Origin of the sequence: Pseudoalteromonas sp. 78C3 (assembly GCF_002836695.1) — a bacterium.
GTDB lineage: Bacteria > Pseudomonadota > Gammaproteobacteria > Enterobacterales > Alteromonadaceae > Pseudoalteromonas > Pseudoalteromonas arctica.
The window spans coordinates 86198-98675 of record NZ_PJAV01000148.1 but is presented as its reverse complement, the minus strand read 5'-3'; the positions used below and the strand labels follow the sequence as shown (position 1 = coordinate 98675).

The 12478-nt window shown below is 36.9% G+C and carries 10 protein-coding genes; 7 read left to right on the top strand and 3 right to left on the bottom strand.

The genetic code is table 11. The annotated features are described in order from the left end of the window. The 3 genes from CXF76_RS12330 to CXF76_RS12320 form a co-directional block, all read left to right on the top strand. Positions 1–592: retron Ec48 family effector membrane protein (locus CXF76_RS12330; protein WP_157823351.1), on the top strand; the 592-nt coding region annotated here is incomplete at its 5' end. Between the two features lie 180 nt (positions 593–772). Then, the gene (locus CXF76_RS12325) at positions 773–2377 is read left to right on the top strand and encodes an ATP-binding protein (protein ID WP_101163801.1); all 1605 of its coding nucleotides are present in this window, start codon (positions 773–775) and stop codon (positions 2375–2377) included. 124 nt (positions 2378–2501) lie between these two features. Further along, entirely contained in the window at positions 2502–3209 is a 708-nt protein-coding gene (locus CXF76_RS12320; protein ID WP_101163800.1) for a response regulator transcription factor, read from the top strand. 58 nt (positions 3210–3267) lie between these two features. Here CXF76_RS12320 and CXF76_RS12315 read toward each other — a convergent pair whose 3' ends face one another. Beyond that, complete coding sequence (locus tag CXF76_RS12315; protein WP_101163799.1) at positions 3268–3939, bottom strand: hypothetical protein; 672 nt, start codon at positions 3937–3939, stop codon at positions 3268–3270. A gap of 296 nt (positions 3940–4235) precedes the next feature. On the opposite strand from CXF76_RS12315, the gene CXF76_RS12310 reads away from it, so the two are divergent. From CXF76_RS12310 to CXF76_RS12300, 3 genes are all read left to right on the top strand, one after another. Next, entirely contained in the window at positions 4236–5378 is a 1143-nt protein-coding gene (locus tag CXF76_RS12310) for an endonuclease/exonuclease/phosphatase family protein (RefSeq protein WP_101163798.1), read from the top strand. A 229-nt stretch (positions 5379–5607) separates the two neighbouring features. Next, positions 5608–7995 carry a tetratricopeptide repeat-containing diguanylate cyclase gene (locus tag CXF76_RS12305; protein ID WP_101163797.1) on the top strand — a complete coding sequence of 796 codons (2388 nt, stop codon included), beginning with the start codon at positions 5608–5610 and terminating at the stop codon, positions 7993–7995. 189 nt (positions 7996–8184) lie between these two features. Beyond that, a complete protein-coding gene (locus CXF76_RS12300; protein WP_101163796.1) occupies positions 8185–8604 on the top strand; it encodes an MAPEG family protein in 420 nt (139 codons plus the stop codon). Between the two features lie 130 nt (positions 8605–8734). Here CXF76_RS12300 and CXF76_RS12295 read toward each other — a convergent pair whose 3' ends face one another. Next, entirely contained in the window at positions 8735–10582 is a 1848-nt protein-coding gene (locus tag CXF76_RS12295) for an ABC transporter ATP-binding protein (protein ID WP_101163795.1), read from the bottom strand. A 140-nt stretch (positions 10583–10722) separates the two neighbouring features. After that, positions 10723–11559 carry a hypothetical protein gene (locus CXF76_RS12290; protein ID WP_101163794.1) on the bottom strand — a complete coding sequence of 279 codons (837 nt, stop codon included), beginning with the start codon at positions 11557–11559 and terminating at the stop codon, positions 10723–10725. Positions 11560–12009: 450 nt separating this feature from the next. Between CXF76_RS12290 and CXF76_RS12285 the strand changes: the two genes are divergently transcribed. Continuing rightward, positions 12010–12477, top strand: a complete 468-nt coding sequence (locus CXF76_RS12285; RefSeq protein WP_232785120.1) for a GFA family protein — start codon at positions 12010–12012, stop codon at positions 12475–12477. Position 12478 lies beyond the last annotated feature (1 nt).

Genomic DNA, 12478 nt, shown 5'->3' with positions numbered 1-12478 from the left:
ATTTACTTTTTGTTTTAAAAATGAGTGTGTAAACAACACAATAAATACATTTTCAGGAGCGATAAAGTTTTTTTCAGGCCTCATCTTTATTTTGACATCAATTGCAACCATTGGGGGGATTTTTATAGCTCTGATGGGATATATTAATAACCATCAAAGCAATATGTTAAATAACCATATATCACACTTTTCATTATTCAAAGAGTATCTCAAAGCTGAAACATTAAAAAGAGATAGATTGAGCTTACCAGCGTTCGATGTCTTTAAGTGGTATAACCTTATTTTTGAAAATTCTAGAACTGGCTCTATGAATATTTCCAAGACTTATATTTCTTTAATCACAGAAGTGAACAGAGAGTTAGATGTTTCAAATAAACAAAGTCAACAGGCAACAGAAGGCTCATTTTATTATAAAAAGCATCAATATAGGGTGATTAACGTGCTGAAAAAATTAGGCGTTATTTTAGAGGTTCACCCTAGAAATGATTTTTATGAGATTGAGGGACAACTGTTATCTCTTATCTCATCTATTAATAATGAGTTTTGTGCTTGTGAATCAATACCAAAACTGAATGAACGTAAATATATTTAATTCTAAAGCAATAATTTATTACTTTACTTTGTATTCACGCACGTAATTTACATTTGAACTTGGCTTTACAAACTCTAAATCGCATAGACATAAATTTAATCATTTGTTCACGTGATCAACAATAGTATTTATATAAATGTATGATAAGGTTTATGTTTACTTATTGACCTCATATAACACATGAAAAAATCGCTACTTTTTTTATTAATTATTATTATCTCTTCAGTGGTGAGTATTCAGTTATTTATTATTCCGCAATTTGAAAACAAGGTAAGGCATCCCACTGAAAAATGGGCGTTAGAGTTTTTAACATCAGGTTCTACCGATTTACTTGCCGAGCAACTTAAAGGTATACCTAAAAACGACAGATTAGCTTATTTAAACAATATACAGGCTAATTTTGGCTTTGCGCTTTCTTTGCAAGCATATAATCAACGTGATTTTTCGAGCGAGCAAAACACCTTACTTACAGAAAATAAAATTTTAGGCGACCCATTTGCTGATTTAGTTTATCGAAAAATTGATGACAGCCAGCTCTTAGTTATTGTTAAGCCAAACTCTGTGCCTAAGCATTTAGTAAATGAAGCACAGCGTTGGATGATGGGCACTTTTTATTTACTTAATAATAGGTTAATACAGTACCCTAAAAAAGAGTGGCCGCAGGTTATTGATTCGCTAAGCCATGAATTTGCATATCCTGTGATAATGAAAACCTTGAGCGAATTAAATTACACATCGCAGCAAATGGCTGAATTAGAACAGGGCGTGATGGTTTCTATATCATCAAACGATTCTGATTTTATAGGGTATCCCGCCGATATAGTGATGCAACGTATTGGCAATAGCGATCAGGTTATTGTGCTAGGCCCATTTAGCCCTGAGCTAAAAAGTAAAGTTGTGTATATGTTGAGTGTGTTTTATTTTATATTCGGCTTTTTTTTACTGATCCCCATTATTATTTGGTTAGTTCCTGGGTGGCGTTCTATGCGATCTCTTAACAAGGTTGCTGCGCTGCTTGGGCAAGGTAAGTTTGAAACGCGGGCTAAGCTTATTCGTTTTAGTCATTTAAATAACTTATCTAAAACATTTAATATAATGGCCGAAAAAATACAGCGTTTAATTTCTTCACATAAAAATTTGGTTAATGCGGTGTCGCATGAGTTACGCACACCTATTGCGCGTATCGAATTTAACTTAGAATTACTTCGTGGCAGTACAACAAACGACTATCAGGTAGGGCAGTTAGATCGTATTGAAATTTCGCTAAATGAATTGAATTTACTTGTGTCTGAAATGCTTACCCACGCTCGCTTTGATAGAGAAGCCCCAACATTAGCATTAGAAACCGTTGAGCTTAATCAATGGATAAAACAAGAGCTAATTGTTTGGCAAGAAGCAAACCCAAAAAAAACAATTGCGTTACTTGAAAATGCTGAGTGTGAAGCACTGCTTGATAAGTTTTATATGAGCCGAGCTTTAAGTAATTTGATTCGAAATGCGATTGCTTATGGGCGAGATGTTGTTCAGATCAGTTATCAAAAAGTAGGGAAAGGTTGGTTAATATATGTAGAGGATGACGGCGATGGCGTTGCTAACTCAGCTCGAAGAAAGATATTTGAGGCATTTTACAGAGAAGATGAAAGTCGTAATTTACAAACAGGCGGAACCGGTTTAGGCCTTGCTATTGTGAAGCAAATATTAGATTGGCATGGTGGTGAGGCGAGTGTTGATGAGTCTTCTTTAGGTGGCGCACTTTTTATTTTGCGTTGGCCTACTAACATGTAATTCACGGATAGGTTTGCAATTAGTTAAAATGATTAGACACATAACTCTGCTTAGTAAGAGATCAATCTTATAATCGTTAAATAGAGCCTGTATATAAGCCGATAGGTATGACATGGAATACGTTATGAAACCAAAAATTTTAGTTGTAGAAGACGATTTACCGTTGGCAGAGTCTATTGATGAGTATTTAACGCTTGAAGGGTATGAGGTTAAAATAGCGGCTAATGGGGAGGATGCGGTTACAACTATTCTACAGTGGCAACCTGCATTAGTTATTTTGGATGTTATGTTGCCCAAAAAAGATGGCTTAACAGTGTGTCGTGAGGTTAGGCCTTTGTACAATGGTTATATTGTGATGTTTACCGCACGAGAAGAAGAAATTGATCAAATTGTTGGGCTTGAAATTGGCGCAGATGACTACTTACTCAAACCGGTAAAACCTCGTTTATTACTTGCTAAAATTAAAGCGTTTTTAAGGCGTGAGCAACCTATGCAAGCTGCTGGGTTGCTCACGCAAGCTAAAGGTTTTATCAGCTTTGGAGAACTCGTTATTGCGCCCCACAATAGAACGGTTACGTTAGGTGGTTTGCCAGTGCAACTTACCGATGGTGAATACGACCTTTTAATACTGCTGGCTAAAAATGCCGGCACGGTTTTGTCTCGTAATAGTATTGTTGAACAGTTAAAAGGTTATTATTATGACGGTATTGAACGTGGTATAGATAACCATATTAGTCAGTTACGCAAAAAATTGGGCGATGATGCGCGTAATTCTTTAAAAATTAAAACGGTACGCTCAAAAGGGTATTTGTTTGTTGTAAGTGCATGGTAAATTATAGGGTTTGTAGCAGTAGCATATTAAAGCTACTGCATTTAAGGCGCTATAAATGTTATTCCTCAGCCATTACTCGTTTACCGTTTTTATCAATAATAAGTAAATAAGAAGCGCCAAAATCTCCAGTGCATAAATCAATAAATTTATCAGCAATTTTTAAACCATTAGCGCAGCTGTTAACGCTTAAGTAATCGGTGATTTTGCCTTTTTCAGTGGTTATTGTTTTAGTATTATCGATTAAAACAGTGTAATTATCGTTAGCAAATAAACGTACATTAAACACGTCTGCATTATTGTTTTGCTTTTTATTAATCACCGAAACAGTATGTTCGTCCGATGCTTTCCAGGCAATAACCCATAGGTTATCGTTATTGCTTAAAGTTTTGGTTATACGCTCTTCTTGGTTTGTGGTAATGCTGTTTTTAACACCTAAATTGATCATATTGTTAATTGCTTTATAGCTGTAACGATAAGTTGTGCTTACTGTGTTACTTGCTACATCGGCTGAAATAATAGTATCGTTATCAAATAGGCCGCTATAACCTGTGCTAATGTTCCTTTTTTTAAGATGAAGATCGGCCATGTAGTCTAGTGAATTTACAAAAGATACTCTTGCCTCATGAGTTAATTTATCATCTAGCTCATCTGAGCTTTCACCACAGCCACTTAAAATAGTTGCAAAGCCAAACAACAATGAAATATGTAGTCCTTTATTACTGGTGTTCATAATAATCTCCATAATTTTTAGTTTTATTGCATTTAGTAACCGATTCTAGAAATGAGGTATTTAAGTCGTAAATTTATAGCTCAAAGGCTAACATATCAGTAGACATGTAATTCTCAGGGCTTGTCTGGTATTGTCATGAATTGTAAGAAGCTGTTAATTTTTTATGTGTTTATCAATTTCGCAGTGAGTTACTTCTTATTTTTATTAATTTTATACAGGCTAATTTTATCAGTAATCTTCCCCCGTTATGTACGCAAGAAAGTGCAAACTCTATTCGTCCCATTGAGTCAGGAATCATGAATACCCAACTAAAAATAGCCACATTTAACCTGTTTAACTACCTTGTGCCACCCAATGCATACTATGAGTTTGAGAAAATTTATACCGCGCAGCAGTGGGCTAAAAAGCAGCGTTGGATTGTTGATTACTTAACAGAACATGCGCCTGATGTGATTGGTTTTCAGGAGGTGTTTAGTATTGATTCGTTAAAAGAGCTAGCTGCTGAGCAAGGTTATAATTACTTTGCTGTAGTTGATACGCCAGAGGTGATTGATGATTTTATTTATAAACGTCCCGTGGTAGCAATTGCCTCTAAATATCCCATAGTTGAGGTAGCAGCGGTTGAACACGATAGTGAGCTCGCAAGTACGCTTGGCCTTAATAGTGAGTTTACTTTTAGTCGTAAGGTATTGAGAGCGACCGTTACTTTACCGCACATAGGCAATACTGATTGTTATGTGGTGCATTTTAAATCTAAGCGCCCGATGATTAATGTTGATGAACACAACAAAGAGCTAGCGCCCGAGCAAAACATAATTGAGATTTTAAAAGCGAATGTAGCGGGTGGTTGGGGCTCAACTATTCAGCGTGGTAGTGAAGCTACATTGCTAATGATACAAATGATTACTCGCCGCGAAGCTACGCAACAACCCATGCTATTAATGGGGGACTTTAATAATGAACTTGCGGATGGCGTATTAAGCCATTTACTGACGAATACGCTACGCTTTGCGCCTGCATTTGATGCTAAAACCTACCTCGCTAAATATTGTTTAAATGATTCATGGGATTTGTTTGTTAAGTCGCAGTTAAGTAATGATGAGGTTTCTAGCGATGAAGCAATAACAAACGATGAACAAAGTGATTGTGATCGCAGTAACAGCGAGATTCTTGATTCAGCAGATAAAAGCCAAGCAAAAAATATAAACATAACAAAGACAGCACCGTTAAGGCCGCCAACACATTATTATGGCGCGAGCAGCTCTGTGCTTGATTACATTTTATTGTCGTGTGAGTTTGACGCCAGTTACGATGACAGCTTTTTTGAAGTAAGCGCTTATAACACTTACGACAGGCACTTAATAAACCCCGAGTACGAGCGTGATGATTTAACTACCGACCACGGTGTTGTATTGGTTACCCTTAAACTGAGAAGCTAGGTTTTCTCATTTAGTAAGTTACAGCGTACGATTAAGCTAAAAAAGAATTAAGCTGCATTATGCATAATTATGCTAAAATCATAAATTAACAATTACCCATATTGCAGCGAAACTTGACCTGCAGTCTTTATGTGTATGTTTTATCGCCAGAATTTTTGCATTAAATTAATAACAAATCACTAAAATGGTAAATATGGAATTTTACACTTACTCGTATCACACGCGAAAGATGGACTTAACTTCGCAAGTACACACTTTCTTCGTAAATCGAATTTATAATTCTAAATTTTTAGTGAAAGCTTTGCTTTTTGCTTTGTTTATTAGCTTAAGTAGCGCTTACGCGCAAGAAACCACCTCATACAGTTTAATCAATGAATCTAATGCAGGGCTGCTTAAAAGAGCTGAATTACTTATAGATACTGACGTTATAACTAGTATTGAACTAAGTAAGTCGTTGTTGTCACAAGCGCAAAGTGCTGATGACATGTTACTCAGCGCAAAGCTACATAACTTGCTAGGTAGGGCGAATAAAAAAAATAACAATGTTAATGCATCGCTCGAGCACTTTTTACAATCCTCTGTTTACTACAGCAAATTAAATGATTCACGAAACCAAATAAAGGCGTCTATTAATTATATAAATATATTATTAGAAGAAAAACGTTATGACGAACTTACTACCCGCATTGAAACTTTATTACCAACAACCCTTGTGTATGGCGATGACTTTTTTATAGCGCAAGTGCTACTTATTAAGGGAGATTCGTTTTATGGGCAAAAAAAGTACGATAACGCGAACGCGCAATATACATCTGCTTTAAAATACCTTGTTGACGAAGACGAATTAATACAAAGACAGTTAGGTGAAACGTATAAAAAATTAGCTCAGTCGTACAAACGCCTCAAAAATAGAGAGCAAACGGCTCACTTTTATACAAAAGCTTTAGAAATATACACAAGTTTAGGTGATTTAAAGCTAATGGCGCGTACTTTAAATACACTAGCAGAAGCACACCGTTATTTAGATAACTTAGTTTTAGCCCTTGATTACTCCACTCGCGCATTAGAAATACATAAAGACATTGACGATCCTGTTGGCTTTGCTAAAGCATTACTAGGGGCGGGTATTATTTATCGTCATATTAATCTTTATGAAAAATCACTTGAACATATAAATGAGGCATATTTATATTATAAGAAAGTAAATAACATGCTTGGGATTGCTAAAACATCAAATCAAATGGGACTGGTGTATACACGATTAAGGCAGTTTGATCAGGCCGAATTTTTCTATCAAATAACTATCGATTTGCCAAAAGGTATGGTCGAGGAAAAAACGCTCGCTTCAGCTTTAAGAGAAATGGCTGTTATTAACCTCGAATCTGGCGATTTAGTATCAGCGATGCAATATGCTAAAAAAGCTTATATCACTTATAAAAACAAAAACCTTACATCGTACATTTCTACAACAGCACGTATTATTGGTAATATTTATCGTGCCCAAGGAAATAACAACAAGGCTATAGAGTATTACAAAGAGTCATTGTCGTTTGCCAGAGAAACAGGTGGTAAACTTTATGAGATAAAGTCGCTTACTGCGCTTGCGGGCATTTTAATTGGTATTGATACAAATGAGGCGATTTCTTTACTAAAAAGGTCACTCGCTTTATCAACCGAAATAGATGATAAGTTACATATGCTATACGCTTATCGTGAAATTCGAATAGCAGAAAAACAGCGTGGACGCTTAGATGAGTCACTTCGTTACGCGGAAGAAGAAATAGCCCTAACCGAAATAATTCAATACGAAAGAGACGAAAGTAAGCTTGCTCTTGAAAAAGCACATTTGCACTTGCATAAAATGGAAGTAGAGCTGGAGACATTAAGAGAAAAAGAAAAACTCCATCAACTTGAGCTTGAAAAGAAAAACAATGAAATTGAAATATCAGGCCAAGCTAGGGTTATATCAGAGCTAGAGCTTGCAAAAAACAAATACGCGAGTATTGCGCTCGCATTTTTATTAGCCGCTTGTTTAGCTATTGTTTTATTGGTTTATAGAAGCTTTATTGCCTCTAAAAAACGTAATGAAGAGTTAGACTATTTGGCCGCGCGAGACCCTTTAACCAATTGTTATAACCGTCGTATTTTATTTGAGGTTATGAATCGCGACTTTTTGGATTTACCTCAGATTGAAGAGTACTGTATTTTAATGGTCGATATTGACCATTTTAAAAGCGTTAACGACACCTATGGGCATAGCATTGGCGACACAGTACTTTGTGGCGTAGCCGAGCTTTTACAAGCTAATATACGTAAAAGCGATAGCGTTGCCCGTTTTGGTGGCGAAGAATTTTGTATTATTTTGCCCAACACAACTCAAGAGCAAGCAATACGTATAGCTGAGGCTATTCGTATTAAAGTTGAAAAAGCGACATTTGATGATATTCCTGTTACGTGTAGCTTTGGGGTTACGTCTATTAAATTTAAAGCAAGAACACCTTCTGAGTTAATTGAACAGGCAGACTTAGCTCTTTATGAGGCTAAATCGTTGGGTCGTAATCAAGTTGTGTTGTGGGATTGTGCGTTTGAAGAGTTTAAGCTTTTTAGATCGGAGTAAATCCAGCAGTATACAGCTCAGTTTTGATGTTATTTTTAAAATCATAACAAGTAAATTTTATACAACGCCGTGAGTTACTTACATATGTAATTAGGCTTATTAAATTAACCCTTTAAATATCAGTGTATTAACTTAGGCTTTAAAATTGCATTCTAAGCTAAGTTAAAAAACAAAATAAGGGATTTAGTAATGACTGAAGTTGCACTTTCGGCCTATTTGGCATTTTACCTCTATTTAATTATGTTGCTTGTACAGTGGGCTGTGGCTACGTTTAGCAAAGCTAAAGAGCCAAATGCTGTACCAGGTAAAATTGACGAGGATTTATCGCACGATAGCTTTATATTTAGAGCGCATCGTACGTTTCATAATACGCTTGAAAACAGCGCATTATTTATAGGTACGGTGTTATTTGCGTTTGTAATTAATTATCAAAGCCCGATTTTTGCTATGTGCATTTGGGTGTACTTAATTGCGCGTTTAATTCACATGGTGCTGTACTACGCTATAGCAACAGAGAAAAACCCAAGTCCACGTAGTTATTTCTTTTTAATCGGTGTACTTGCTAATGTGGTTATGCTGATAATGATAGGGTTAAGACTAATCTCTTAATTTATAAAAAAGTTATAAACTCTATTTATAACTTTAAACAAAAAAGCGAAGAGCCTTTAAGGCATCTTCGCTTTTTTGTTTAGGTAGCAGCAGAATATAAACCACGTCTACAGTAAGGTAATATTAATGGCTAATCGACGCCTATAAACCCACCTGTTTGATGTGTCCACAGGGCTGCGTAAATCCCGCCCTTAGCGATTAGTTCTTCATGAGTGCCTTGCTCAACTACGCCGCCGTCATCAAGTACAATTAATCTGTCCATTTGTGCAATGGTTGAGAGCCTATGCGCTATCGCGATTACTGTTTTGCCTGTCATTAAATCATCAAGGCTTGCCTGAATTGCTGCTTCTACTTCTGAGTCGAGTGCGCTGGTGGCTTCGTCGAGTATAAGTATGGGTGCATTTTTAAGTAGCACACGTGCAATAGCAATACGTTGGCGCTGACCGCCCGAAAGAGTAACACCGCGTTCGCCCACTTGAGCATCAAAGCCTTTGTTGCCTTTGCTATCTACCAAGTCGTTTATAAACTCAAGTGCTTTAGCTTGTTTGGTGGCGTTGATCATCTCAGCTTGCGTTGCATCGGGGCGACCATACAAAATGTTGTCTTTTACTGAGCGATGAAGCAGGGAAGTGTCTTGCGTAACCATCGCTATGTAGCGGCGTAGACTTTCTTGGCTTACGTCTGTGATGTTTTGCCCATCAATTTTTATTGTTCCTGAGTCAGTATCGTAAAAACGCAGTAACAAGTTAACAAGTGTTGATTTACCTGCACCAGAGCGACCGACTAAGCCAATTTTTTCGCCAGGTTTAATGTTTAAGTTTAAACCGTTCATTACTGGGCTTCGATTAGTCTCGTTTGCTGCTTTGCCGTAGTTAAAGTGTACGTTGTTAAACTCAATGGCACCTTGGCTTACGTTAAGCGTATCAGCATTTGGTTTATCGGCAACTTCAATAGGGTTAGACAGTGTTTTCATACCATCGGCTACGGTGCCAATGTTTTCGAACAAGCTGCTTATTTCCCACATGATCCACTGCGCCATACCGTTTAATCTAAGCGCTAAACTAACAGCAACTGCAATGGCACCTGCGCTAATTGCACTAAGCGACCATAAATAAAGTGATACAGCGGTAACTGAAAATACTAATAAATAATTTAAGCTTTGAATAACAAAGTTTAGGCTGGTTACCAAGCGCATTTGTTTGTACACAGGCTGTAAAAATACATCCATGCTTTGTTTTGCGTATTGCTCTTCACGCTGGGTATACGAAAACAATTTAATAGTAGAAATATTTGTGTAGCTATCAACAATTCGACCGGTCATTTCTGAGCGCGCATCAGCTTGTGAGCTGGCAATTTTTTTAAGGCGAGGTACAAAATAAAGCTGTACACAAATGTATAAAACTAACCAAACCAGTAAAGGGATCATTAAGCGCCAATCAGCTTCGGCAACTAAAAAGACCATTGAGCCAAAATAAACCACTATGTACATTAATACATCGAGTAGTTTGGTCACTGTTTCGCGAACGGCTAAAGAGGTTTGTAATACTTTGGTGGCTATTCTTCCTGCAAACTCATTTTGATAAAAGCTCACACTTTGGCGCAGTAAATAACGATGCGCTAACCAGCGAATCGACATAGGGTAATTGCCCAGTAATGCTTGGTGCAAAATAGCAGAATGAAAAAATACGACTACGGGCAATACCAGTAAGAGCATAACAGCCATTTTGATAAGTTCTGACTTTTGCTCTACAAACAAGGTTTCGGGTGTGTAGGCCGTTAACCAATCAACAAGCTGCCCCATATAGCTAAATAAAGAAACCTCTAAAATAGCGAGCATGGCGGCGCTGATTGACATTAGCACCAACGACAGTTCCATTCCTTTGGTGTAGTGACGACAAAAAGCAAATAAAGTCGAAGGCGGCTGAGTAGGTTGATCCTCAGGAAATGCTTTTGTCATTTTTTCAAATAATCGATACATTTTAAAAACTTAAATGGCAAATAATGGTGGCTATCATACCATTTAAGTATTTTTAAATGCAGGTTTGTAAGGTATTAATTGTGAATATGGTAGAGCGTTATTAATATAATTTAATACTTTTAAAAGTGCTTTATTTGTTTTTATAGCATTGGATTATTTAGGTTTGTACCTTTGCTCATATATAAATCGTCATATCTGAGACCACCATTACCATAAGGTTTTTTAATTGGGCCTGTATTACAGTTTGCTAAAAAATATATAAGAGGTTGTTCGCGCTTCATTCTAAATTGTGCATTTTTATACACGAGTGTTTGCTTGCTAAATTCCCCACCTTTTACGTAAACATCATATTGCTGACCTTGCTCTGAGGCTGCTGCGTTATTAACAACATACCATACGTCGTACCAGATATTTGTTTGCAGTGGCTTGGCCGATTGTTTGGTAGTGTAGTTTTGAATGTTGCTATACCCGCTGTCGGTTTTAACCATTAATGCGCCATCGTTTACAAGCCCGTTTGATTCTGTTTTATCGGTTACGCGAAGTGTTGGCTCAAACGCATCGTACGCATGTTTATTAATTAGCTCTGGCGTAAGGTTGCTTAATCCAAAAGCATGGTTATTAGGAAAAGCAGCCACGTTTATACGCATATAAAATGTGTAGGTTTGACCAACTTCAACCGCTTGTGGAAGTTTTGTATAAGAAAGCGCTTTACGATTTCCTACAATACCCTCAGCTGCGGGCTTTTTTAGTAAATAATTATTTGTAGATGCAGTTGCTTGTTCTGGTTGTATAACTGTTATTTGTGGATTTTTAACCTGTGGTTTAGTTTCATTTTGGGTATCGACACTCTGCCACTTGCTAAGTGAATTTTCAAAGTCATCAATAAGTAGCCAATCGCTCGATGTGTTTTTAGAAATGGTTGAACATGCTGATAGCGTGCTAAACAAACATAGAATTAAAACGTGTTTGGAAGACATAATTGGCTCTCGTAATATTATTGATATTTGGTTAACCAATTTAAGTTTTGGCTATAGTTTTTACTGGGAGTTATATAACCAATTTAATTTTTTTATGTCAATCATTAAAGCAATAGGTAATGGCGTGGGAACTGCGAAGATATAAAAATTATTATTCCATTCAGAAAATTAACCAGTAAACTTATCCATTAAATCAACTCAGCAAATTTCAGCTGAGTTTAAAATAATTTAATAGTTAGGATGTTATATGTATACGGGTTCGTGTTTGTGCGGTGAGGTAAGCGTTGAAGTGTCGGGCAGTATAACTAGGGCGTGTTGATCTTTATGGATTGAAATTTGTTCAATCTAGGGGCGATTTAATCGCGGCGCAAGGTTTGTAACCTAGTGGGCTAAGTAAAAACCGAGCAACAAAGAGTCAATCGTCCCTAGAAAGAACCCAAAGGGCAGCGCATGTTTGGCATCTATGCTGCGTTATCGCCTATGTATGGGGAACAACCACATATCATAGGCTCTGCCTTGCCTAAATACCAAACACACTGCTGCAAATTCAACCACCAAAGAACAACACGCCCTACTATTATTCATTGTCATTGTTCACTGTGCAGAAAAAACAGCGGGACTGCATTTGCAACCAATGGCTTTGTAAATACAGATGACTTTACAATAACTAAAGGGCAGGCACTACTTAGCGAGTATAGTTTTAAATTAGGGCGTACTCGTTACTTTTGTAAATGTTGTGGCTCGCCGGTTTACAGTAGCAACAATGATGACAAAAGCAGAATACGAATTCGTTTAGGAATATTTGATAGCGATATTACTGAGCAGGTTCTATCGCATAATTTTGTTACGTCTAAAGCTAACTGGGAGAAGCTAGAAACAAGCTTACCGTGCTATGAAAAACATGAACCTGGACGGTAAC